Source organism: Streptomyces sp. NPDC030021 (assembly GCF_055574035.1).
Genome location: NZ_JBVIAH010000018.1, coordinates 178,958 through 201,230, shown reverse-complemented (window position 1 = coordinate 201,230; position 22,273 = coordinate 178,958). Strand labels below are relative to the sequence as shown.

At 72.5% G+C, this 22,273-nt stretch carries 21 protein-coding genes and 2 pseudogenes; 7 read left to right on the top strand and 16 right to left on the bottom strand.

The features are described from left to right. Position 1: 1 nt before the first annotated feature. The 6 genes from ACZ4YL_RS30625 to ACZ4YL_RS30600 all read right to left on the bottom strand — a co-directional run bounded on the left by ACZ4YL_RS30625 (position 2) and on the right by ACZ4YL_RS30600 (position 6,791). Entirely contained in the window at positions 2-391 is a 390-nt protein-coding gene (locus ACZ4YL_RS30625) for a hypothetical protein (RefSeq protein ID WP_468121061.1), read from the bottom strand. A 26-nt stretch (positions 392-417) separates the two neighbouring features. Further along, complete coding sequence (locus tag ACZ4YL_RS30620; protein WP_468121060.1) at positions 418-1,278, bottom strand: Fpg/Nei family DNA glycosylase; 861 nt, start codon at positions 1,276-1,278, stop codon at positions 418-420. A 20-nt stretch (positions 1,279-1,298) separates the two neighbouring features. Continuing rightward, positions 1,299-2,552, bottom strand: a complete 1,254-nt coding sequence (locus ACZ4YL_RS30615) for a hypothetical protein (RefSeq protein ID WP_468121059.1) — start codon at positions 2,550-2,552, stop codon at positions 1,299-1,301. A 93-nt stretch (positions 2,553-2,645) separates the two neighbouring features. Continuing rightward, entirely contained in the window at positions 2,646-3,302 is a 657-nt protein-coding gene (locus ACZ4YL_RS30610; RefSeq protein ID WP_468121058.1) for a class I SAM-dependent methyltransferase, read from the bottom strand. A gap of 74 nt (positions 3,303-3,376) precedes the next feature. Then, positions 3,377-5,440: a SpoIIE family protein phosphatase gene (locus ACZ4YL_RS30605; protein WP_468121057.1), complete on the bottom strand. Its 2,064-nt coding sequence runs from the start codon at positions 5,438-5,440 to the stop codon at positions 3,377-3,379. Between the two features lie 7 nt (positions 5,441-5,447). After that, positions 5,448-6,791 carry a DUF6777 domain-containing protein gene (locus ACZ4YL_RS30600; RefSeq protein ID WP_468121056.1) on the bottom strand — a complete coding sequence of 448 codons (1,344 nt, stop codon included), beginning with the start codon at positions 6,789-6,791 and terminating at the stop codon, positions 5,448-5,450. 163 nt (positions 6,792-6,954) lie between these two features. Between ACZ4YL_RS30600 and ACZ4YL_RS30595 the strand changes: the two genes are divergently transcribed. From ACZ4YL_RS30595 to ACZ4YL_RS30585, 3 genes are read left to right on the top strand one after another with little or no spacing between them, the layout of a single operon-like run. Beyond that, positions 6,955-7,908: a YndJ family protein gene (locus ACZ4YL_RS30595; protein ID WP_468121055.1), complete on the top strand. Its 954-nt coding sequence runs from the start codon at positions 6,955-6,957 to the stop codon at positions 7,906-7,908. After that, complete coding sequence (locus ACZ4YL_RS30590; protein WP_468121054.1) at positions 7,905-8,438, top strand: DUF1990 family protein; 534 nt, start codon at positions 7,905-7,907, stop codon at positions 8,436-8,438. Before ACZ4YL_RS30595 ends, ACZ4YL_RS30590 begins: the two co-directional genes overlap by 4 nt. Positions 8,439-8,458: 20 nt before the next feature. Continuing rightward, entirely contained in the window at positions 8,459-9,898 is a 1,440-nt protein-coding gene (locus ACZ4YL_RS30585; protein WP_468121053.1) for a lipase maturation factor family protein, read from the top strand. On the opposite strand, the gene ACZ4YL_RS30580 is transcribed toward ACZ4YL_RS30585, so the two are convergent. Together ACZ4YL_RS30580 and ACZ4YL_RS30575 are read right to left on the bottom strand one after the other, a co-directional pair. Beyond that, positions 9,884-10,867, bottom strand: coding sequence for a Rossmann-fold NAD(P)-binding domain-containing protein (locus ACZ4YL_RS30580; RefSeq protein ID WP_468121052.1), 984 nt, complete (start codon positions 10,865-10,867; stop codon positions 9,884-9,886). The two genes, ACZ4YL_RS30585 and ACZ4YL_RS30580, sit on opposite strands and share 15 nt — an antisense overlap. Positions 10,868-11,060: 193 nt before the next feature. Then, the gene (locus ACZ4YL_RS30575; protein ID WP_162500713.1) at positions 11,061-11,234 is read right to left on the bottom strand and encodes a hypothetical protein; all 174 of its coding nucleotides are present in this window, start codon (positions 11,232-11,234) and stop codon (positions 11,061-11,063) included. A 329-nt stretch (positions 11,235-11,563) separates the two neighbouring features. Between ACZ4YL_RS30575 and ACZ4YL_RS30570 the strand changes: the two genes are divergently transcribed. Beyond that, positions 11,564-12,046 carry a hypothetical protein gene (locus tag ACZ4YL_RS30570; protein WP_468121051.1) on the top strand — a complete coding sequence of 161 codons (483 nt, stop codon included), beginning with the start codon at positions 11,564-11,566 and terminating at the stop codon, positions 12,044-12,046. Positions 12,047-12,067: 21 nt separating this feature from the next. Here the strand turns inward: ACZ4YL_RS30570 and ACZ4YL_RS30565 are convergent, their stop codons facing one another. Then, entirely contained in the window at positions 12,068-13,567 is a 1,500-nt protein-coding gene (locus tag ACZ4YL_RS30565; RefSeq protein WP_468121050.1) for an SDR family NAD(P)-dependent oxidoreductase, read from the bottom strand. Positions 13,568-13,857: 290 nt separating this feature from the next. On the opposite strand from ACZ4YL_RS30565, the pseudogene ACZ4YL_RS30560 reads away from it, so the two are divergent. Further along, positions 13,858-14,670 (top strand): annotated as a pseudogene (locus ACZ4YL_RS30560) (DMT family transporter); the annotation flags it as partial. Positions 14,671-14,694: 24 nt separating this feature from the next. Here ACZ4YL_RS30560 and ACZ4YL_RS30555 read toward each other — a convergent pair. Then, complete coding sequence (locus ACZ4YL_RS30555; RefSeq protein ID WP_468121049.1) at positions 14,695-15,960, bottom strand: transglycosylase family protein; 1,266 nt, start codon at positions 15,958-15,960, stop codon at positions 14,695-14,697. Between the two features lie 196 nt (positions 15,961-16,156). On the opposite strand from ACZ4YL_RS30555, the gene gndA reads away from it, so the two are divergent. Beyond that, the gene (gndA, locus tag ACZ4YL_RS30550; RefSeq protein ID WP_468121048.1) at positions 16,157-17,602 is read left to right on the top strand and encodes an NADP-dependent phosphogluconate dehydrogenase; all 1,446 of its coding nucleotides are present in this window, start codon (positions 16,157-16,159) and stop codon (positions 17,600-17,602) included. Between the two features lie 243 nt (positions 17,603-17,845). Here the strand turns inward: gndA and ACZ4YL_RS30545 are convergent, their stop codons facing one another. From ACZ4YL_RS30545 to panD, 3 genes are read right to left on the bottom strand one after another with little or no spacing between them, the layout of a single operon-like run. Then, positions 17,846-18,469, bottom strand: a complete 624-nt coding sequence (locus tag ACZ4YL_RS30545; RefSeq protein WP_468121073.1) for an aspartate/glutamate racemase family protein — start codon at positions 18,467-18,469, stop codon at positions 17,846-17,848. After that, the gene (locus ACZ4YL_RS30540; protein WP_468121047.1) at positions 18,463-18,804 is read right to left on the bottom strand and encodes a GNAT family N-acetyltransferase; all 342 of its coding nucleotides are present in this window, start codon (positions 18,802-18,804) and stop codon (positions 18,463-18,465) included. The genes ACZ4YL_RS30545 and ACZ4YL_RS30540 overlap by 7 nt, the downstream gene beginning before the upstream one ends. Positions 18,805-18,819: 15 nt before the next feature. After that, positions 18,820-19,239 (bottom strand): aspartate 1-decarboxylase, encoded by a 420-nt coding sequence (panD, locus tag ACZ4YL_RS30535; protein ID WP_468121046.1) that lies wholly within the window; start codon positions 19,237-19,239, stop codon positions 18,820-18,822. Positions 19,240-19,908: 669 nt separating this feature from the next. Between panD and ACZ4YL_RS30530 the strand changes: the two genes are divergently transcribed. Beyond that, positions 19,909-20,340, top strand: coding sequence for a VOC family protein (locus ACZ4YL_RS30530; RefSeq protein ID WP_468121044.1), 432 nt, complete (start codon positions 19,909-19,911; stop codon positions 20,338-20,340). A gap of 50 nt (positions 20,341-20,390) precedes the next feature. On the opposite strand, the pseudogene ACZ4YL_RS30525 reads toward ACZ4YL_RS30530, so the two are convergent. The 3 genes and pseudogenes from ACZ4YL_RS30525 to ACZ4YL_RS30515 all read right to left on the bottom strand — a co-directional run. Then, positions 20,391-20,510: pseudogene (locus ACZ4YL_RS30525) on the bottom strand (IS5/IS1182 family transposase); the annotation flags it as partial. A gap of 253 nt (positions 20,511-20,763) precedes the next feature. After that, positions 20,764-21,207: a nuclear transport factor 2 family protein gene (locus tag ACZ4YL_RS30520; RefSeq protein WP_468121042.1), complete on the bottom strand. Its 444-nt coding sequence runs from the start codon at positions 21,205-21,207 to the stop codon at positions 20,764-20,766. Between the two features lie 43 nt (positions 21,208-21,250). Then, positions 21,251-22,093, bottom strand: a complete 843-nt coding sequence (locus tag ACZ4YL_RS30515; RefSeq protein WP_468121040.1) for an SDR family oxidoreductase — start codon at positions 22,091-22,093, stop codon at positions 21,251-21,253. Between the last annotated feature and the right edge of the window lie 180 nt (positions 22,094-22,273).

The following is a 22,273-nucleotide window of genomic DNA, read 5'->3' as shown; positions in this document are numbered from 1 at the left end:
GTCACCAGCCGCGGTCGGCCGGATCCATCACCAGGCCGGTGAAATCCGCCTCGTTGCGCTCCGCCCGGGTGACGTACCACCGGGCGATGAGCCACATCACCGGATACACCAGCAGGCCGAGTGCCACCCAGACCAGCGGCCCCGACGCGTCGCGCGACAGGGCGAACACCAGCGGCAGGGTCCCGATCAGCGACACGAGCGCCGCCAACGCCCCCAGAGCCGCGCGCAGTTGACTGCGCATGAGGGCCCGGACGTAGGTGGCCCCGAGGGTGGTCTGCTCGGAGATCTCCGAGCGGGCGGGGGTGTGCGCGGGCGGCCGGCGGCGGGCGCCCCGGGGAACCCCGGTGACGATCTCGCGCCGGGGCGGCGACTGCTGCTGCTCCTCGGCCATGGTGCCGGAGTCTACGCAGCGACCGCCTATTTGAGGAGGCGGGAGAGCCGCCGGTCCGCGAGCGGCTTCCCACCGGTCTGGCAGGTGGGGCAGTACTCCAGGGACGAGTCGGCGAAGGACACCGAGCGCACGGTGTCCCCGCAGACCGGGCACGGCTCCCCGGCCCGGCCGTGCACCCGCAGGCCGCTCTTCTTCTCGGCCTTGAGCTTTCCCGCGGCCACCCCGTGGGCCCGGCCGACGGCCTCGCCCAGGGTGCTCCGCACGGCCTCGTAGAGCTGGGTGAGCTGCTCCTGCGTGAAGGAGGCGGCGAGCTTGAACGGCGAGACCCTGGCCGCGTGCAGGATCTCGTCGCTGTAGGCGTTGCCGATTCCCGCGATCACGCTCTGGTCCCGCAGCACGCCCTTGATCTGGCGCCGCTCCCCCGCGAGCAGCGCGGCGAAGGCGTCCCGGTCGAAGCCGTCGGCGAGCGGATCGGGGCCGAGGCGGGCGATGCCGGGCACCTCCTGCGGGTCGTGGACCACGTACACGGCGAGGCGCTTCTGTGTCCCGGCCTCGGTGAGGTCGAAACCGCCCCCGCCGACGAGGGAGACGCGCAGTGCGAGCGGCCCCTTGCCGGGGCGCGGCGGCTGCGCGGGCAGGGTGTCCTGCCAGCGCAGCCAGCCGGCCCGGGCCAGATGCGTGACGAGGTGGAGCTCGCCGACCGGCAGGGCCAGGAACTTGCCGTACCGGGCGGGAGTGCCGGCCGGCTGCCCTTCGAGGGCGGTCAGCGGCGGCTCGTAGGTCTTGAGCACGCTCACGGCGAGCGGGAGGACGCGCTCGACCACCCGCCCGGTGAGGTGCTCGTCGAGGTACTCCCGCAGGGCCTCGACCTCGGGCAGCTCCGGCATGGTCCCAGCCTGCCGCCGCCTCAGGCGAAGCGCGAGCTGGGCACCGGGCCGGGCGAGGCGACGCGGTCGCGGGGTGCCGTGAGCCAGCCGTCGCGGACGGCGGCCACGAAGGCCCGGAAGGCCTCGTCCGGGTCGGGCGGGGTCGCGCCGTCGCCCTCGTCCGGACCGGCGGCGGCCTGCGCGATGTCCCGGGCGATCTCCTCCTCGGGCCGCTGGTCGTCCTTCCAGGGCGGGGAGACGAACTGGCACAGCAGTGCGCTGAAGTCCGCGCTCACCGCGGGCGGATCGGTCCAGCAGGTGGCGTGCTCGGACAGGATCTGGCCGTCGGCGCGCGCGTGCAGGGTGCGCAGGAGGTCCGGGTCGGTCGCGTTCAGGTCGTAGGCGACGACGAGGGTGTCCGTGCGGGCGGGCTCGTACGGTACGGCGGGCAGCCCCAGCACCCGTGCGGCGGCGAGCCCGAGGATCCGGTCGGACCGGCCGGGCAGCAGCGAGACCGTGGTGGGGCGGCGCCCGGCGGCCTCCAGGGCGAGCGCCAGGCGGGCCAGGCCGTGGCGGCACTGCTCGTGGGTGTCCCCGAGGTAGGCGTACCGGCCGGTCATCCCGGCGTCCCAGCCGTACGGGGAGAGCGTGCCCAGGAGGCCGCCGGTGAGGCCGTAGTGCCAGCCGCGCAGGTCGGCGCGGCCGAGCGGATCGGCCTGGCCGGCCGCGCTCTGGGCCCGGCGGGCCTGGCCGGTCCGGTGCAGCCGGCGGAGCTGGCGGTCGTGGGCGCCGGACCACTGCGGGTCCTCGGGGGCGGGGAGGGCGCCGCCGATGCGCTCGGCGGTGTCCAGGTCCCCGGCCAGCAGGGTGTGGTGCACGAGGAGGTACGTCTCGGGCCAGGCGGGCAGCCCCTGGCCGCGGCCGGAGAGCAGGGCGACGGCCTCGGCGTGCCGGTGCTCGTCCTCCAGGGCGGACACCAGCTCGGCGAGGAGCGGCCGCGAGTCGGGGAGCATCCGCAGTGCCTCGCGCAGCGGTGCGACGGCGAGGAAGGCGATGCCGTGCTCGACGCAGGCGTAGCCGAAGTCGTAGAGGGCCTGGGGCTCGCCGGGCCGCTTGGCGGCGGCCTTGGCGGCGCCGGCCAGGTCCTTGAACCCGGCGGCGTCGGCCAGGGCCCGGGCGGCCTTGGCGAGTTCGGTGATCGATGCCGTCTCGGCGTGCGGCCGCAGCGACCGTACCGCTCCGGGCAGATCGTCCTTCTTCAGGAATCGGCGTACTTCATCTATGGCGTTGGTCATCGCCCCCGATCCTCACGGAGCCGCGGCGGGCCCGCAACGGACTTTCCCGGCGGGCCCGCACGGTGGCGGTGGCCTTGTCGTGCGCCGCCCGGGTCAGATCCGGGCGATCAGCGCGTACCGCTCGTCGGTGACGGGTCCGCCCCACAACTCGGCGTCGCCGCTGAGCGGTTCGATCCGCAAGTCGGACACCAGCGGCCGGACGGCGGCTGCCAGGTCCCCGGCGGTGACCCCGCCGTTCCAGGGGAGCGATCCGGCTCCGGCGACATAGGGCACGCCGTTCTCGCCGGCTTCCCGCCACCGCCCCTCGACCAGTACCAGTCGCCCTCCCGGGCCGAGCCGCGCGACCCACGCGCGGAGCGCGGCTCCGGGATCGGGCAGGGTCCACAGCAGGTGCCGGCAGAGCAGGACGCCGTACCGCTCCTGCCCGGTCGGCGGATCCGCGGCGTCGCCGACGAGGAACCGTGCCGCGAGGCCCGCCGCCGCGAGTTTGGCCTCGGCCCGCTCCACCATCCGGGGCGCGAGGTCCACACCGGTCACCCGGTGCCCGGCCTCGGCCAGCAGCAGGGACAGCGACCCGGTACCGCAGCCGACGTCGAGGACGTCGGCCGGCCCGGCGGGCAGCCAGGATCTCAGCAGCCGGGCCCACGCGGCGCGGGTGTGCTCCTGCCGCAGGCCGTGATCCGGTTCGTCGTCGAACGCGGCCGCGGCGGCGTCCCAGTACTCGGTGATGGCGCGGGTGGGTTCGGGCATGCCGATGATCCTGCCGGACGCCACCGGCAACCGGGGGTGACGAAGCGCCGGCCCGCGGCGGGACCGGGTGGGGGTCAGCCCATCACGAACTCGCACCAGACGCATTTGCCGCCGCCCCGCGGCTCCACGCCCCAGACGTCCGCCAGGCGGTCCACCAGCATCAGGCCCCGACCCGAGACGCCCGCCTCCCCCGCCTCGCGGCGGCGCGGCAGTGCGCTGGAGCGGTCCTCCACCTCCACCCGGAGCCGGCGCTGGGGGGCCGCCAGGACCCGTAGGGTCACGATCGCCGGGCCGTCCGTGTGCATCAGGGCGTTGACGATCAGCTCGTCCGCGACCAGTTCGATCTCGTCGGCCCGTTCCCGCGCGCCCCACGACCGCACCGCCGCCCCGATCATGTGCCGGGCCGCCACGAGAGCCTCCGGGTCGCCCGGTGCCACGTGCTGCTGGAGGCGGCCGCCGCCCTGCTGCTGCGCCACCACGTGGCGGCGCAGCAGGAGCAGCGCCATGTCGTCGTCCCCGCCCCGTTCGTCGACGATCTCGCACAGCAGGTCGGCCAGGAGCTGCATGTCCGCCGGTCCGCGGCGGATGTGGGAGGTCAGGAGCTGGATTCCGTCGTCGAGGTCGGCGCCGGGCTGTTCCACCAGACCGTCGGTGCACAGCAGGACCGTTTCCCCGGGGTCCAGCTCCACCGTGGTCACCGGGTACTCCAGGCGGCCGAACTCCGCCGAGAGGCCGAGCGGCATCCCGCCCGCCACCGGGAGCCGGTGGCAGTCCCCGTCGCGGGTGCGCAGCAGCGGGTCGATGTGGCCCGCACGGACCACCTGGAGGACGCCCGTCGAGAGGTCGGCCTCCACGTACGTGCAGGTCGCGAATCGGTCGGTGTCCAGCTCGTGCAGGAAGACCGAGGCCCGGGCCATGACCGTGCCGGGCGAGTGGCCCTCGGCTGCGTACGCGCGCAGCACGATCCGGAGCTGGCCCATGACGGCCGCCGCGTGCGTGTCATGGCCCTGGACGTCGCCGATGACGGCGCCGACCCGGCCACCGGGCAGCGGGATGACGTCGTACCAGTCGCCGCCGATGTCCTGGCCCATCCGGGCGGACCGGTAGCGTACGGCGATCTCCCCGCCGGCGACCGACGGGATCCGCCGCGGCAGCATGGCCTGCTGGAGGCCCTCGGCCAGGTCGTGCTCCTGCTCCAGCAGCATGGCGCGCTGAAGGCTCTGCGCGATGCTGCTGCCCAGGGCGACGAGCAGGTTGCGCTCCTCCTGGGTGAAGCCGTCCTTGTCCTGGTAGAGCAGTCCGATCGCGCCGATCGGGCGGGCCTGGGCGATGAGCGGCAGGTAGGCGGCGGCCGAGATCCGCATGTACGAGATCTTCGCCCAGAGCCCGGGGTAGTCCCGGGCGAATTCCTGCGCCGAGTCGAGGAAGCGGGGCTCCAGCGAGCGGACGACCTCACTCATCGGGTACTGCTCGTCGATGCGGGTGTAGCGGGTGCCGGGGACGAAGCTGTCCTCCGGGCCCTCGGCGACCAGGTGGATCCGGCCGGCTTCGACGAGGCCCATCACCATGCCCATCGAGCCGAGCCGTTCCAGGCCGTGGGCGTCGCCGATGACGTCGATGACGTCCTGCACGGTCCGGGCGTGCGCGAGGGCGGCGGTGGTGGACTCGACCACGGACGTCTGGCGGCGCCGTTCCTCGTCCAGGCCGAGCCGCTCCGCCGAGTGGCTGAGCTCGTCGGTGGCGTCCCGGACGATGCCGATGATCCGGTACGGGCGGCCGTCGGGGCCGCGCATGACGCGGCCCTGGGTGTGCGTCCAGCGCAGCCGTCCGTCGTGGCAGCGGATGCGGAAGTAGGCGCCGTAGCTGTCCTCGCCGCTCTTGAGGGCGGAGGAGACGAGGGCGTCGAGCCGGGCGCCCTCGGTGGCGGGGACGCGCGGGTCGAGCGACTCCGGCCGGCCGTCGTACTCGTCGGGAGTCGTGTCGAAGACGTCGAGGGCGGCTTCGTCCATGTGCATGAGACCGGTGATCAGGTCCCAGTCGAAACTGCCCATGCGGTTCAGCGAGAGCGACCGGTCCGGGTGTGCGGGCCAGTCGTCCGGCAGCGATACGGTGGTCGGCACCGATCCACCATGACACACGGGCCGGTCAGGCGCTCTCCAGCGGATGGCCCCCGTCCGACGGCTGCGGCTGCAGGTCCGGGTCCGGGGCCGCGTTGGGGTCGGACGGGTTGTAAGGGGCGTTCAGGTCGGACGGGATGTCCGGGTTGTACGGATCGACGGGGTCGGCGGGGTCGGCGGGGTCGGCGGGCAGCAGGCCCGATCCGCCGGGCTCCAGGGGCGGCAGGCCCGATCCGTCGGGCTCCGGGGGAAGCAGCCCCAGCTCACCGGGGTCCAGCGGCGGCAGGCCGGCCAAGGGGTCCGAGGGAGTGCCGGACGGCGGCCGCTGCTGCGGCTGCTCCGGTTGCTGCGGCCGGGTGGACGGGTTCGACGGCGTGCCCGGGTTCCGCGGCAGGTTCGCGCCGGGTGAGCTCTGCGAGCCCTGCGGGCAGTCCGTCGCCCCCGGCGTCGGAGCGGCCGGGGCGTTCGGAGCGGCCGGTGAGGCCGGAGAGGCCTGGTTCGGCGGGCAGGGGTCGCCGGACGCGGACCCCGGCGGGGTGAGCGGCCCGTCCGGGATACCGGCGGACGGGTCGTACGGGGGCAGCGCCTTCGGGGGCCGGTCCTGCGCGCCGTCGTCTCCCCGCTTGCGTTCGATCCAGGTGTTGTCGGCGATGTTGACGATCACCAGGTTGTTGATCACGTGGGTGGTCGGTTCGATGACGACGACCTGGTTGGCCTGGTAGCCGCTCCACGGGTCGCCCTTGTGCACCGGGGATCCCTTGGCGGTGCGCGGGGAGGCCAGCGGGTTTCCGCAGCCGCAGCGGACCCGGGGCATGCCGTGCTCGTCCACGAGGACGGCGGTGCCGGCCTGGAGGACGGACTGGAAGCCGTCGGCGGCGCCGTCGCGGAAGGCGTGGTTGGTGACCCGGGTGTCGGCGCGCAGGACGACGGGCGTCAGGCCGCGCAGGAAGGCGGGGATCTTCCCCTCTTCGATGTTCGACGCCTCGGCGAAGGCCTGGGCCTTGGCCTTGTCGTCGGTCAGGAAGCGGATCTGCTGTTCCACGTCGCAGCTGCCGAGCCGCTGGGTGCCTCCGTACAGGCCGGGGGTGGCCGCGTTGACGGTGCGGATGCCCTGGCCGGTCGCGTTGGGCAGCGGGGGCTGTACGGGGGCGGACTCGGCGGTGGCCGAGGAGGCGGTGAAGGGGTCGGGGCCGGCGGAGGCCACGGGCTGGAGGTAGACCTCCTGGCTCTCGGCTCCGGGGGCGCCGGCCGGCTGCTCCGGGCTGCTGCCGCACGCCGCGGCGAGGAGGCCGAGGAGGGCGAAGAGGGCAGTTCCGGCGGGTGCATGACGACGCGACGCCTGACGCGGTGTCGGAAGTGACGATCCGTTCACTTGAATCTCCCTTTTCGCCCCGGTTGCTCCCTCTTGTCTGCCGCATCCGCGCGGGAGCCGCAACCGGAGCGTTCCTTGAACATGTTCAAGGAACGCCGTAGGCTCACCACCGTGAGTTGAACGCGTTCAAGGCGTTGGACCGCAGCGTTGGGGGGAGTCCAGGGTGACGGCACTGGTGAACGTGATCGTCACCCTGGGCATGCTCTACGTGGTCCCGGCCGGCCTGCTGCTCATCGACCCGGCCCGGCTCCGGCGCACGGCCCGCCTCTGGCCGGTCGCGGCCGCCCCCGGAGCCCTGTGCCTGTGGCTGCCGCGCGGGACGCCCGCCACCGCGCTCGCCGTGCTGTACGCGGCGGCCTGCCTGGCGCTCGCCGCCCGGGCCCCGGTCCGGCTGCTGCGCGCCCGCTCCCTGACCCCGCCCGCGGTCGCCGTCGCCACCGCGCTGGTCTCGCCGTCGATCGCCGCCACCGCGCTGGTCGCCGAGCGCGCCGGGTACCGGCTCTTCGGCTTCGACCTCGACATCCTGGCGCTGACCGTGCCCCACTTCCACTTCGCCGGGTTCACCGCCGCCCTGGTCGCCGGGCTGGTGTGCCGCGCCGTGGGGGGCCGCGCCGGGACCGGCGGCCTCGCGCGCTGGGCGGCGTACAGCGTCCCGGCGGGCACCCTCCTCGTACTCCTCGGCTACTTCGTAGACGACTGGGCCGAGCTGCTGGGCGCGGTGGTCCTGACCGGCGGGATGTGGGCCGTGGCCCTGCTCACCTGGCGGGAGATCCGGCCCGGCGGCACGGAGCGGACCACACGCGCCCTGCTCGCCACCTCGGCGGCCGTGCTCGTGGCCACCATGCTGCTCGCCCTGTGGTGGGCGGCCGGCGAGGCCACCGGGATCATCCACCCCACGCTGACCTGGATGGCCGCCACCCACGGCCTCGGCAACGCCCTCGGGTTCGCCCTGTGCTCGGTACTCGCCTGGCGCCGGCTGGCCGCCGACGCCCGGCCCGCCGAGGCGCGCACCACCGACGCCCCACCCGCCGATGCCCGGCCCGCCGACGCCCGCAGCGCCGACCGCCCGGACCACCGACCGCGCACCACCACCGACCGAGTGGAGACCTCGCCATGACCCGCCTCATCAGCGCCGGCCGGGACACCGTCAGCTACCCCGACCGGGGCGCGACGGCCCACCGGCCGCTGCCCGCCGGATACAACCACCTGCACCACCGCACCCGCCTCGGACACGGCCGGGCCGTCTTCGAGGCCGCCGGAACCGCGGTCACCACCTTCCACGCCCACCGGACCTCGGGCATGCGCGTGCGGGCCGATGACGGCGCGGTCCGGCCCGGCAGCCGGGTGACCGTCGGGATCGGCTTCGGGCCGCTGCGGATCGACGCTCCGTGCGAGGTGATCTGGACCGCTTACGAGCCCGCCCGCATCGGTTTCGCCTACGGAACCCTGGCCGGGCACCCCGAGTGCGGGGAGGAGTCCTTCCTCGTGGACATGGACCCGGACGGCACGGTCTGGTTCACGGTCACCGCCTTCAGCCGCCCGAACACCTGGTACACCCGCCTGGCCGGCCCGGTGGTCCCCTTCCTCCAGCTGTCCTTCGCCCGCCTGCTCGGGCATCATCTGCGCAAGCTGGCCGCCACCGGCTGACCGGTCCGATACTGGAGACGATGGACTGGTTCACGGCGCCCGGATACTGGCTCGCCCGGCTGGTCTTCCAGCGGGCCCTGGCCGGGCTCTACCTCGTCGCCTTCCTCGGGGCCGCCCTGCAGTTCCGGGCCCTGATCGGGGCGCACGGCATGACGCCCGTACCGCGCTACGTACGGTACGTGCCCTTCCGGCGCGCCCCGAGCCTCTTCCAACTGCGCTACTCCGACCGGCTCTTCGCGGGCTGCGCCTGGGGCGGCGCGGCGCTGGCCGCGGCGCTGGCCGCCGGGGCCGGGGACGAGGTGCCGCTGGGCGCGGCCATGGCGATGTGGGCCGTGCTGTGGCTGCTCTACCTCTCGATCGTGAACGTGGGGCAGACCTGGTACTCCTTCGGCTGGGAGTCGCTGCTGCTGGAGGTGGGCTTCCTCGCCGTGTTCCTCGGCAACGCGCGGGCCGGGCCGCCCGTGCTGGTGCTGTGGCTGCTGCGCTGGGTGCTCTTCCGCGTGGAATTCGGGGCCGGACTGATCAAGATGCGCGGGGACCCCTGCTGGCGCAAGCTGACCTGCCTGTACTTCCACCACGAGACGCAGCCGATGGCCGGGCCGCTGAGCTGGTTCTTCCACCGTCTGCCGAAGCCGCTGCACCGGGTGGAGTGCGCGGCCAACCACGTGACCCAACTGATCGTCCCGGTGCTGCTGTTCACCCCGCAGCCGGTGGCCTCGTACGCCGCCGGGATCATCATGGCGACGCAGCTGTGGCTGGTGCTCTCGGGCAATTTCGCCTGGCTGAACTGGCTGACGATCACGCTGGCCGTCTCGGCCGTGGACTTCACCGGGCTCGCGGGCGCTCCCCCGGCGGCCGCCTCGCGCACGGGTCCCGTGTGGTTCGTGGTCCTGGTGTGCGCGGTGACCGTACTCGTCCTGTTCCTCAGCCGGCACCCGGTGCTCAACATGGTCTCGCGCCGCCAGGTGATGAACCGTTCCTTCGACGCCCTGCACCTGGTCAACACCTACGGGGCCTTCGGCTCGGTCGGCCGGGTCCGCATGGAGGTGGCGGTGGAGGGCACCGCGGACCGGGTGCCGCGCGCGGACGGGGACTGGCGCGAGTACGGCTTCAAGGGGAAACCGGGTGAACCGCACCGGATTCCGCGCCAGTTCGCCCCGTACCACCTGCGGCTGGACTGGCTGATGTGGTTCGCCGCGATCTCCCCGGACTACGCGCGGGACTGGTTCGGGCCGTTCGTGGAGCGGCTGCTGGCGGGCGACCGGGACACGCTGCGGCTGCTGCGCGACAACCCGTTCCCGGACGCCCCGCCCGTCCATGTCCGCGCCCTGCTGTACCGCTACCGGTTCACCACCTGGCGGGAGCTGCGCGAGACGGGGGCCTGGTGGCACCGCACGCTCGTGCGCGAGTACCTCCCGCCGACCCGCCTCGCGGACGCTCGCCGCTCAGAGCCCGAGTAGCGCGGCCTCCCGCTCCGCGGAGATGCCCTTGGCCGGCACGTCGGGGCGCTGCGGGGCGGCACCGCCGAGCGTGCGCAGCCAGGCCCAGGTGTCGGCCACGGTCTCCTCGACCGGCCGGCACGTCAGGCCGGCCGCCAGCGCCTTCGAGACGTCCCCGCGGTGCATGTGGTCGTAGGCCTCGCCCTCGGGGACCCAGACCGGGAGCTCGGTCCAGGGCGCCACGCCCGCCTCCAGGAGCCGGTCCGGGTCGGTCCAGCGCAGTTCGGCGCCGCCCCCGGTGGTGGCGGCGCAGGCGTCGAGGAGTCCGCCCATCGTGGCGTGCCCGGACGGGGAAACCAGGTTGTACGCGCCCCCGAGCCCGGCCTCGGCGGCGTCCAGGGTCCAGTGTGCGAGGTCGCGTACGTCGATGTACTGGATCGGGAGCTCCCGCGGTCCCGGGGCGAGCACCGGGCCGCCGCGGGCGGTGCGGTTCAGCCACCACGGCAGCCGGCCGACGTTCTCGTACGGGCCGAGGATCAGCCCGGCGCGCACCAGCAGGGCGCGGTCCGCGAAGGCGTCCAGGGCGGCGAGTTCGGCGCCCCGCTTGTCCTCGGGGTAGGCGGTCGGCCCGGCGTCCGGCGAGCCTCCGACCAGGCGGCCGTCCTCGGCGAGACCGGCGGGGGCGGGGTACGCGTACACCGAGCGGCTGGAGATGTACGCGTACCGCCCGGCCCGGTCGCGCAGCAGGCGGGTGCTGTCGCGTACCGCTGTGGGGGCGCCGCCCCAGGTGTCGACGACCAGGTCCCACTCGCCGGAAGCGAGGGTGGCCAGCCCCTCGGGGGCGGTGCGGTCCCCGTGGAGGGCGGAGGTGCCCGGCGGGGGCGTGTGGTGTCCGCGATGGAAGACGGTCACCTCCCAGCCCCGGGTCAGTGCGTCCTCGGTGATCGCGCGTCCGACGAATTCGGTACCACCCAGCATCAGCAGCTTCATGCCCGCCAGCCTGCCGGGGCGGGTGGAGCGGCGGAAGCGGTGATCGCCGTCGGCGAAGACGCTCAGGGCGTAGCCGGGAGGGGAACTTCACCGGGACCGGGCGGGGAGCCTGGGGCGGGCCGGAACCGCTTCGGGCAGGGCAGCGCCCCCGGTGCGCGTGGGCACGAGGGGGCGCTTGGGACCGCTGTGCGGACTAGTCGATACCGGGCAGGATGTGCGCTTCCGCCAGGTCGTCCTCGTACCCGGCCAGCCGGATCGGGGCGGATCGGGCCCAGACCTCAAGGCTTCCGAGTTCGTCGGTCCGGGGCTTCGCCCTCGTTCCCGTCCGCTCCATCACCGTCGGTTCGGGCTTTGTCTTCTCAGTCACCGCGCACTCCTTCGTGTCGCGTAACCCGGTAAGCGGACCGCGCGCCGGGCAAGGGATGAAAGGTTTCCGGACGCGGTGGCGCCTTAGTGGAGCGCGGCCCGGATGGGGGCCGTCTTGATGCCCCAGAGTACACATATGAGCGGACCTCCGCTCGATAGGAAGGCAAAATCCGCTGCGCCCTCTTACTTTCGCTCCTAGTTCAGCAAGTCGTGGGTCTGCGGGTACGTGACGGGTGATCTGCTCGATCCCGGACGCGCGGGGTGTGACGGAGGGGGTCGGCGGTGGCGGGGTCCGAAGTGCCCGAGGCTCAAGTCCCTTACGTCACAGGCGTGCTGGAGCTGATGGAGCTGTTGCGCGCCGACCCCGACGACCGGGGCCTGCGGACCGCGGCCCTGCTGCGCCGCTCGCACCCCTTCGACAAGGAACTGCAGATCGCGGGCCTGGTGCACTGCCTCGGGCACTTGCTCCGTCTGAGTGACGGGTCGGTTACCGTCGGGGTGGCGGCGGAGTCGATCCGCCCGCTGCTGGGCGAGCGGGTGGCCCGGCTGGTACGGCTGCAGTCGCCGCACCGGCCGGCCGGCGCGGACGGCGGACACCGCGAAGGCGACCGCGACGACGACGCCGAGGCCGAGGCGGTGGCCACCCTGTGCCAGGCCCGGGACTCCGCGGCCGCGGCCGGCCTGGACGCGGGCGTGCTGGAGGACTGGCAGCCGTTGCTGGAACTGGTCGCGGCCGGGTCCTGCCGGGTCGGGGCCCCCGGGAACGCACTCGACCCCCTCGGTGCGCCGAGGGGGTCGAGCAGGGCCTGGTAGGACGGGGACGGGGCTGCGGGGTTACCAGTTCGCCGGGGCGTAGTCCTTGAGGAAGACGCCGAACAGGTCCTCGCCGGCCTCGCCGCGGACGATCGGGTCGTAGACCCGGGCCGCGCCGTCGACCAGGTCGAGCGGGGCGTGGAAGCCCTCCTCGGCCAGGCGCAGCTTGTCGAAGTGCGGGCGCTCGTCGGTGATCCAGCCGGTGTCGACCGAGGTCATCAGGATGCGGTCGCTCTGGAACATCTCCTGGCCACTGGTCCGCGTCACCATGTTCATCGCGGCCTTGGCGGCGTTGGTGTTCGGGTGCCCCGCGCCCTTGTATCCACGGCTGAAGACGCCCTCCATCGCCGAGACGTTGACGACGTACGCCCGGCCGTTGGCGGCCTGCCGGGCGGCCTCCGCCATGGCCGGCCGAAGGGCGCTGATCAGGATGAACGGCGACGTGTAGTTGCACAGCTGGGTCTCGAGCAGCTCCACCGGGGAGATCTGGTCGATGGTCTGCACCCAGGTGTTGCTCTCGACGACGTCGGGCAGCAGGCCGCCCGCGTCTATGGCGGTGCCGGCGAGGTGCCGCTCCAGGCTGGCGTTGCCCGCGACCAGGGCGAGGTCGGCGACCTTCTGCGCCTCCAGCCCGCTCACTCCGACGGGCAGCGCCGCCAGGCCGTCGACCGCGCCGGAGTTGAAGGCGCCGATGACGTGGTGGGCGGGGAGCTCACCGGCGGGCAGCGGGGCGGTCTCCCCCTCGACCAGCGCCGCGTAGGCGCTGGGCAGGCGGCGCACGGTCTGCGTCGCGTTGTTGATCAGGATGTCGAGCGGGCCGGCCGCGGCCACCTGGTCGGCGAGGGCCACGGACTGGGCCGGGTCGCGCAGGTCGATGCCGACGACCTCCAGGCGGTGCATCCAGTCCGCGGAGTCCTCCATCGCCTTGAAGCGGCGGATGGCGTCCTTGGGGAAGCGCGTGGTGATCGTGGTGTGGGCGCCGTCGCGCAGCAGCCGCAGCGCGATGTACATGCCGATCTTGGCCCGGCCGCCGGTGAGCAGCGCGCGCTTGCCGTTCAGGTCGGCGCGGGCCTCCCGCCTGGTCCGGTTCTCGACGGCGCACGTCGGGCAGAGCTGGTGGTAGAAGTAGTCGACCTCGACGTACCGCGTCTTGCAGGTGTAGCAGGAGCGCGGGCGCTGGAGTATCCCGGCGATCCGGCCGGCCTCCGTGACCGAGGAGGGCAGGATGCCCTCGGTCTCGTCGTCGATGCGCTCGGCGGAGCCGGTGGCGGTGGCCTCGGTGACGGCCTTGTCGTTGGCGGTCTTGGCGGCGCGGCGCTCCTGGCGGCGGCGCTGCTTGACCGTCCGGTAGAGGCCGGCGGTGGCGCGGCGTACGGTGATCGCGTCGGGGTGGTCGACGTCGAGCTTGTCCAGCTCGTCGAGCACGCTGAGGCAGAGGGCCAGCCGGTCGGGGTCGATGCCGGGCCCGTAGGAGTGCCCGTCGTCGTGGCCGTAGTCCTGGATGTCTTCGGTCACCGTCATTGCCGCTGCCGTTCCTTGATCACTCGTCCGCATCCGCCTGCTGCGGAAGTCCTCAAAAGGGCAACTGTACGGATCCCACACGCCCGGAGCCAAACCCGCTCCCGCCGCTCTCACACACCGGGAGCGGAGCGTCACCGTGCGCGGCGAAACGGTGACGCCGGGGCACCGCCGGGGTCGCTTTCCGCTGCTGGAGGAGCCACGCTGCGTACTCCCGTACTACGTCGGGAGTATGACTGATCACCACCTGTGGACGGAGGAATAGCGCAGATGGGTCGGGCATTGTGGACCTTATGAGTGCACTGGCGCTGTCGGTCCTGCTCTGCCTCGTGTCCGCCCTGGCGTACGCGGGTGGCGCGATCGTCCAGGAACGGGTCGCGGCGACCACGCCGGACCACCCGTACGCCCCGATGCGCCGGGGTGTCTGGTGGGTGGCGGTGGGGCTGAACGGCCTCGGCGCCCTGCTGCACGTGGTGGCCCTCGCGTACGGGCCGCTGAGCCTGGTCCAGCCGCTGGGCGCTCTGACCATCGTCTTCGCCCTGCCGATGGCCGCCGTCTTCGTACGGCGCCGGGCGGGCGCCGCCGCCTGGCGCGGGGCGGTGCTGGCCACGGTCGGCCTGGCCGGGCTGCTGGCGCTGACCGGCGGGGGCGGGCGGGCGGAGCAGTCGCTGGCGCAGGACGACCGGCGCATGCTGCTGATGCTGACCGGGGCGCTGGTGCTGGCCCTGTTCCTGGCGGCGCACCGGATGCACCGGGCGGTGCTGCACAGTGTGCTGCTGGCCGCGGCCGCCGGTACGGCCTTCGGCATGGCCTCGGTGTTCACCAAGTCGGTGGCCGAGGACTTCGGGCCGGACGCGCTGTCCGGGCTGTGGCCCGACCTCGCGGCGATCGCGGTACTGGCGGCCGGCGGGCTGCTGCTGTCGCAGGCGGCCTACCGGGGCGCCGGGCTGACCGCGCCGCTGGCCACGGTGACGGTGGTCAACCCGGTGGTGGCGGCGACGGTCGGTATCACGCTGTTCGGCGAGAGCTTCCGGTACGGGGCCGCGGGCGCGACGGCGGCGGTGGCCAGCGCCGCGCTCGCGGCGGCCGGCCTGATCCTGCTCACCGTCGTGCCCTCGCACGTGCGCGGGTCAGATGCGGACCCCGTGGCCTCGGAGGTACTTGAGCGGGTCGATGTCGGAGCCGTAGCCGGGTCCCGTGCGCATCTCGAAGTGCAGGTGCGGGCCCGTGGTGTTGCCGGTCGAGCCGGAGCGGCCGATGCGCTGGCCTCCGGAGACCTGCTGACCGGCTTTGATGCCGAGGGCGGAGAGGTGGGCGTACTGGGAGTACCGGCCGTCGGTGTGCCGGATGACGACCTGGTAGCCGTAGGCCCCGGCCCAGCCGGCGGAGACGACCTCGCCGGGTCCCACCGACTTGACGGTGGTGCCGGTCGCCACCGGGAAGTCGACGCCCGTGTGGTAGCCGCTGGACCAGGAGGATCCCGAGACGCGGTAGGCGGTGCCGAGGGCCGCGTCGACGGGGGCGGAGAATCCGCCCGCCTCCGGCTTCTGCTGCGCTGAGGCGGGCTCCGGCGCCGGCTTCTCGACGGGCTTCTCTGCCGGCTTCTCGACCGGCTTGGGCACGGGCTTGTCGGCGGGCTTCTCGGCGGCCGGCTCCACGGGCGTCACCGGGTCGGCGGTCCGCGGCGGCTTCTCGGGGTCCTGCCTGGGCGGCGGCGGCAGGGCCGGCGCCGTGGTGACCCGCAGGGTGAGCCGCTGGCCCGGGAAGATCAGGTTCGGGTTGCCGCCGATGGTGGTCCGGTTGGTCTCGTACAGCGCCTGCCAGCCGCCCTCGACGTGCTGGTCGGTGGCGATCGCGGAGAGCGAGTCGCCGGGCGCGACGACGTACGGGTTCGGCAGGACGGAGGTCCCCGTCGGGCGCGGTCCGCCGCCCTGCTCCGGGGCCGTCCGCGCCACGGGGGCCTGTCCCTGCGTCTGCGTCTGCGTCTGCGTCTGCGGGGTAACGGCGGGCGCCGGGCCACTGCGCGTGAGTCCGGCCTGCTTCCCGCAGTTGGGCCAGGCGCCGGGCCCCTGCCCCTTGAGCACCTTCTCCGCGACGGCTATCTGCTGGTCCTTGGTGGCCAGGTCGGCGCGCGGGGCGTAGGCGGTGCCGCCGAATGTCCGCCAGGTGCTCTGGCTGAACTGGAGGCCGCCGTAGTAGCCGTTGCCGGTGTTGATGCGCCAGTTGTTCGTCGATTCGCAGGACGCGACCTTGTTCCAGGTGTCCACGGAGGCCGCGTTGGCGACTCCGGCCCCGATGAGCGGGAGCGCGATCCCGGCACCGCCGGCGGTGACGGCCAGGGAGGCCCGGTTGATGCTGCTCGGCTGATACCGGCGGTGCCGGCCCCGTACACCCATGGGAGCCCCCATCGAAGACATCAGGAACCGCACAACTTAACGTCGCGATCACAGCATGACAAGAGGCGCAACGGGGCGCATGCCAAAGGAACTTGACTGTATCTCGGTGAGTAAAAGATCCACCGGGGTCCGCGTGGGGGTAGCTTCGGTGCTCCCCGCCCACCGAAGGCACACCGAAGCAAGCAGGAGCGCACCGATGAGCACCAGCACAGCCCAGATCGGCGTCACCGGACTCGCTGTCATGGGCAGCAACCTCGCCCGCAACTTCGCCCGCAACGGGTTCACCGTGGCCGTCCACAACCGCACGGCCGCCAAGACCACGGCTCTGGTCGAGGAGTTCGGGCACGAGGGCGCCTTCGTGGCGGCCGGGTCGGCGAAGGAGTTCGTCGACGCGCTGGAGCGCCCCCGGCGCATCGTCATCATGGTGAAGGCCGGGGAGCCGACCGATGCCGTGATCCGCGAGTTCGCCCCGCTCCTGGAGGAGGGCGACGTCATCATCGACGGCGGCAACGCGCACTTCGAGGACACCCGGCGCCGCGAGCGGGAACTGCGGGAGCAGGGCCTCCACTTCGTGGGGGTGGGCATATCCGGCGGCGAGGAGGGCGCGCTGCTGGGCCCGAGCATCATGCCGGGCGGCTCGACCACGTCGTACGCCTCCCTCGGACCGCTGCTGGAGAAGATCTCCGCAAAGGCCGCCGACGGCACGCCGTGCACCTCGCACGTGGGGCCCGACGGTGCCGGACACTTCGTCAAGATGGTGCACAACGGCATCGAATACGCCGACATGCAGCTCATCGCCGAGGCCTACCACCTGCTGCGCGAGGTGGCGGGCTACTCCCCCGCGAAGATCGCGGAGACCTTCCGGGCGTGGAACCGGGGGCGCCTGGACTCGTACCTGATCGAAATCACGGCGGAGGTGCTCGCGCACACGGACGCCGCGACCGGGCAGGCGTTCGTCGACGTCGTGGCCGACGCCGCCGAGCAGAAGGGCACCGGCCGCTGGACCGTGCAGATCGCCCTCGACCTCGGGGTACCGGTGTCGGGGATCGCCGAGGCGGTCTTCGCCCGCGCGGTCTCCGGCCACGCGGACCTGCGGACGGCCGCGCGCGGGCTCGCGGGCCCGACGGCCGCCGCGCTCGCACCGGAGGCGGCGGAGGCCTTCGCCGCCGAGGTGGAACAAGCGCTGTACGCATCGAAGATCGTCTCGTACACCCAGGGCTTCCACCAGATCCGGGCCGGCAGCGAGGAGTACGGCTGGAACGTGGACCTGGGCGCCGTGGCCTCGCTGTGGCGCGGCGGCTGCATCATCCGGGCCGCGTTCCTGGACCGGATCCGGGCGGCGTACGACGCACGGCCTGACCTGCCGAGCCTGCTGGCGGACGCGCACTTCGCCGAGGAGATCGCGGCGGCCCAGGACGGCTGGCGGTCCGTCCTGGTGGCGGCGGTGCGCCAGGGCATCCCGGTTCCCGCCTTCGCGGCCTCACTGGCCTACTACGACGCGCTGCGCGCAGAGCGGCTGCCCGCGGCCCTCACCCAGGGGCAGCGGGACTTCTTCGGGGCGCACACCTACCGGCGGACCGACCGCGAGGGCTCGTTCCACACCCTCTGGAGCGGCGACCGCTCCGAGGTCCGCACGTCGTAGGCCGCTAACTCAGGGGCCCGGGCTGCGGGATCGGTGCGGGCCCCGGCGGTGCGGGGACCGGGTCCGGCTCGGGCACCGGGGCGGGCACGGGCGGCACGGGCCGCGGAATGGGCTCGGGATCGGGGAAGGGGCCCGGCCCGGGCACGGGCGGCTGCGTCTCTTCTGCATCTCGCTTTCGCACCATATGGCCCACCTTCCCGCGATTCCGGCTGATATGCCTGCGCTACGGGGCCAAGACACGCCCTAGCGCATCGCCAGGCCCGCGGCTAGGCCCGGAGCCGGGCTGGAAAGCACCGGGACCGGGCCCGTAACCAGGTCCGCGGCCCCGGCCATGGAGGCCTGGGCCAGCACGATGACGTCCGCGCCGGTGACGGAGTCGGCGGCCGCGGCGACGCGGGCGAGGTAGCCGGCGGTGTTCCCGGCCTCGAAGCGCTCCCAGGCCCCGGCGACCAGGTGCGTGACGATCGACACGGGCCGGTCACCGGCCTCCTCGGCCAGCAGCTCCCCGGTCGGGGCGAGGGTGGACTCCAGGGCGGCCAGTACGGCGATCCGCGCCCCCGCCCGTACCGCGGCGGCCGCCATCGGCCGGTCCACCCGGAGCACCGGGGCGCCGAGCTCCGCAGCCAGCGGCTCCGCGGTCGCCCCGATGGTCGAGCAGGTGACCAGCACGGGCGGCCCCGCCTGTGCGAGCAGCAGCCCCCGAAGGGCCGGAGCCACCGACTCCGGCCCTTCGGCGCGGGCCCGGTCCAGCAGCTCCGGGACCACCAGGTGCCGCAGTACGGCCCCCGGATGGTTCCGGTCGCGCAGGGCGTCGAAGACCGGGACGTGCACGGGCGAGGTGTGCAGCAGGAGCAGATCGGTCACCAGAGGTCGGGGGCCGCGGCGAGCTGCGCCTTGGCCGCCAGTACGACCTCGGCGGCCGGCTCGGGCGCCTCGTCGGGGTGTTTGGCGGCCCAGCTCGCCGCGTAGGGGCAGAGCGGCACCACGGGCACCCCTTCGGCGGCGGCGATCCCGTAGAAGGTCTTCACCAGCCCGCCTGCGATTCCGCGGCCCTCATGCCCCTGCTCGACGATGGTGTGCACCGCGACCAGGGCGTGGGGCGCGGCGGCGAGCACGAAGTACGCGATGTGGCCGACCACCGCCCCGTCCTCGACGGCGAGCAGCCGTCCGGCCTCACGGTCGTCCTGGAACTCGATCGGCATGATCCCCGACTCCCCTCAGACGGCCACGGCGTGCGGGCTGCGCCGCTGGTCCGTACCTGGCACCGGGGCGGAGGGATCCGTACCCAGCTCGATGATCCGGTTGTCGCCGTCCACGTGCACGACGCGGGGCTCGAACACCCGGGCCTCGGCGTCCTCGACCTGCGCGTAGCTGATGAGGATGACCAGGTCACCGGGGTGCACCAGGTGCGCGGCGGCGCCGTTGATCCCGATGACCCCGGACCCGCGCTCCCCCTCGATGACGTAGGTCTCGAGTCGCGCGCCGTTGGTGATGTCCACGATGTGGACGAGCTCCCCGGGCAGCAGATCGGCCGCGTCCAGCAGGTCGGCGTCGACGGTCACGGAGCCGACGTAGTGCAGGTCGGCCTGGGTGACGGTAGCCCGGTGAATCTTGGACTTGAACATGGTGCGCAGCATTTACAACTCCTAGAAGACGGCTCCCTGCCAGCTTTCTGCAGGTCAAGGGCGCTTTGCACTTTACACGGACGCTCGTCGAGACGAAGATAAAAAGGAACATCGACCCCCTCTGCCGAGAAGGCTCGCAGCCCTGCGCTTCTGCGCCAACCAGGCTGTTGTAACACCGCCGACCAGGCGTCACATCGGACAGCCCCTCGGAACGCTCAGGGACTGATGCTGATCAGATGCTGACATACCTGACAATGCATCAGGCCCATGAGGGCGCGCAGGACGACTCATTTCCCCCTGGAATGGCAACTCGCATATGAGCGATCTGATCGCCCAAGCAGGCGGACTCGGCACAGACCCGGTATGTGCCTCCCGCGCCGAGACATGCGATGCCGACTACCGGGCTGCCGCGAACCCGAGCCAGTCTGGCTATATCGGTGCAGCTGGCCCCGCCGAAATCGGCTCGATCTGGACCCACTAAGGGCTGTCCCGTAACTGATCTTTGGCACGAGAGTGGTCGGCTGAGATCGGATCCTGGGTCCCACCCTTTGGAAGAGGCGCCGACCTCGGTTCACCCCTGTGACCGCACGACACAGCAGCGGATGGCAGGGGCCGTCCTCCCGGCAACGTGTGGATCCACCCGCCCGGGGAGATGAGCAGGGCCCCTGTTATCGTGCGCCGATGTCAACGATCAAGCAGTTCCAAGTGACCTTCGACTGCGCGGAACCTGCGCGCCTCGCCGCCTTCTGGTGCGAGGTGCTGGGGTACGTCGTACCGACAGTCCCGGAGGGCTTTGCCACGTGGGAGGAGTACCACCACTCGCTGCCGCCTGAGGACGAGGTCTACTTCGCGTGCGCTGACCCCTCGGGTGTGGGCCCGCGCGTGCTCTTCCAGCGAGTTCCCGAAGGCAAGGTCGTCAAGAACCGGTTGCATCTTGATGTGCGGGTCGGCACAGGGCTCGTGGGTGACGAGCGCCTGGCCACACTTGAGGCCGAATGCGCACGGCTGATGGCGCTCGGCGCGAAACACGTGCTGACGCAGCGCGCCGATGGCGTCAACGAGTCGTGCATCACGATGCAGGACATCGAGGGCAACGAGTTCTGCCTCGCCTGATCCCCCTCCGAGACTGCGAGGGGGGAGCCGTCTCCCCGGGACCTCTCAGGTCTCGTATGCGGCAGAAGCCATCCCGTGAGAGCGAGGTTGTGCAGTCGGGCGATGCCGAGCATGGTGCCCACGGCGGCCTTCGCGCCGGACTCCTCCCATGCCCGGCAGTCGTTGCGATTGTCCTTGCGTGCGCATGAGGCACTGGGCCAGCGGATGGCAGGCTCGTCCAGCGCCGCAGCCTGCTGGGCTGCGTGCCGTGGGCTGCCAGTGCTCACCGGCGCCGTCCACCCTCGCGCGTCGCGACGGCCCCCCCCCAGGCCAGTTCCTTGGCGTGGGGCCGGTTAACGGAGGTCATCGGCCTGCTCGCCGCCCGCGCCCACTGTCTGGAGCGGTCCAGAAGGGCCCCACACGGGCGTGAGCCGTGCTCAAGAGTCAGCCTCGGGCGAGCGTCGGCAGGATCTCCTTCCAGCCGAGTTCGCCGCCGGCGGCCTCCATCACCAAGCAGGGATTCCAGAAGTCGCGGTAGAGCGCGATCCGGCCCTGCTCGAAGCGCACCACCGAGAGGTAGGTCTGGTGGTACTGGCCTCCCGTGGCCAGCAGTGTGCACTCTCCGGTGAAGCCGGCCACGACCAGACCGTCGCCGGCAGCGTAGAACTCGGGCTCGGAAAACTCGACTTTCAGCTCCTTACGGAACATCGTCATCTGAGCGAGCAGCGCTTCGCGGCCCTGCATACGGGACGGGACGCCATAGGTCGGGTACGGAAATTCGAGGACACCGTCCTCGGCGAAGAGGTCGATCCATTCCTCGATCCTCTTCTCAGTCAGCAGGCGCAGACTGTGCGTGAACAGGTCCTTCAGTTCCTGAGGTGTGGCCATACCGATGTTCCTCCTGTTGTGATGTCGTTCGCGCTGCCGATGTTCAGTTGGCGGGAGTGACGATGCCGCCGAGGATCCGGTCCAACGCCCGGTCGGGCAGCAGCCTGGCCAGCACGCGACTGCCGGCTGCGTCCCGGCCGACGGCGTAGCGGCTCCGGGGTCGCTTGGTGACCAGTGCGCGGAAGACCACGCGGGCGACGTCGTCGGGCGTCGTGTGGCTGGTGCGGGCCGAGGTCTCGTTGGTTTCCATGAACTGCAGGAACGCGCGACGGTAGAGACCCTGGATCGGCTCTGGGACGCTCTCCAGCGCCCGGTTCCCGTCCACGGACATCTTTCCCCAGAGCGGAGTGAGGACGGCACCTGGTTGCACCACAATGACGGGGATTCTCTGCGGAGTCAGTTCTCGGCGCAGCGCGTCACTCAGTGCCTCCTTGGCGAACTGGGCGGCGGCGTAGGCACCGAGGTAGGGGATGGCAATGTTCCCCAGGCCCGAGGTCACGTTGACGATCCGTCCGGCTCCGGCCCGCAGCAGCGGCAGGAACCCCTGGATCACCATCAGTTGGCCAGTCACATTGGTGTCCATCTGACGGCGCATCTGCTCCATCGGTACGCACTCCAGCGGGGCCGTGACAGCGATGCCGGCATTGTTGACAAGCCCCCACAGTCCGGCATCACCGATCAGGTCCGTGACCTCGTGAACGGCTGCCTGAACCGACTTCTCGTCTGTCACGTCGAAGATCACCGGGGTCAGATGCCCCGTGGCGGCAACCCGCAGACGCTCCCCGTCCTCGGGACGACGCACCCCGGCAATGGCATGGAAGCCCACCCGTGACAGGTGGAGCGCGCAGGCTTCCCCCAAGCCGGATGAGGCTCCGGTGATCAGCACGGCCCGGCCCGCCGGGGGTGTCGGACCCAACGACTTCGACACGTACTCACTCCACTTCAGGATCCGGGGCGGACGACGCCACGTGCAGCGATTGACTGGCGAGCCGTCTCGCCTGCTCCGCCGTGGCCATGCTCCTGCACAGGTACCCGGTATATCGCCCCATGGCATGGCTTGTCCGTC

Coding starts and splice junctions, on each gene's coding strand:
- panD (WP_468121046.1), bottom strand. CDS start 19,239: ATGCTGCGCACCATGTTCAAGTCCAAGATTCACCGGGCTACCGTCACC.
- ACZ4YL_RS30585 (WP_468121053.1), top strand. CDS start 8,459: ATGGACTGGTTCACGGCGCCCGGATACTGGCTCGCCCGGCTGGTCTTC.
- ACZ4YL_RS30555 (WP_468121049.1), bottom strand. CDS start 15,960: ATGGGTGTACGGGGCCGGCACCGCCGGTATCAGCCGAGCAGCATCAAC.
- ACZ4YL_RS30565 (WP_468121050.1), bottom strand. CDS start 13,567: ATGACGGTGACCGAAGACATCCAGGACTACGGCCACGACGACGGGCAC.
- ACZ4YL_RS30625 (WP_468121061.1), bottom strand. CDS start 391: ATGGCCGAGGAGCAGCAGCAGTCGCCGCCCCGGCGCGAGATCGTCACC.
- ACZ4YL_RS30590 (WP_468121054.1), top strand. CDS start 7,905: ATGACCCGCCTCATCAGCGCCGGCCGGGACACCGTCAGCTACCCCGAC.
- ACZ4YL_RS30580 (WP_468121052.1), bottom strand. CDS start 10,867: ATGAAGCTGCTGATGCTGGGTGGTACCGAATTCGTCGGACGCGCGATC.
- ACZ4YL_RS30530 (WP_468121044.1), top strand. CDS start 19,909: ATGTCAACGATCAAGCAGTTCCAAGTGACCTTCGACTGCGCGGAACCT.
- gndA (WP_468121048.1), top strand. CDS start 16,157: ATGAGCACCAGCACAGCCCAGATCGGCGTCACCGGACTCGCTGTCATG.
- ACZ4YL_RS30520 (WP_468121042.1), bottom strand. CDS start 21,207: ATGGCCACACCTCAGGAACTGAAGGACCTGTTCACGCACAGTCTGCGC.
- ACZ4YL_RS30620 (WP_468121060.1), bottom strand. CDS start 1,278: ATGCCGGAGCTGCCCGAGGTCGAGGCCCTGCGGGAGTACCTCGACGAG.
- ACZ4YL_RS30615 (WP_468121059.1), bottom strand. CDS start 2,552: ATGACCAACGCCATAGATGAAGTACGCCGATTCCTGAAGAAGGACGAT.
- ACZ4YL_RS30610 (WP_468121058.1), bottom strand. CDS start 3,302: ATGCCCGAACCCACCCGCGCCATCACCGAGTACTGGGACGCCGCCGCG.
- ACZ4YL_RS30540 (WP_468121047.1), bottom strand. CDS start 18,804: ATGCCGATCGAGTTCCAGGACGACCGTGAGGCCGGACGGCTGCTCGCC.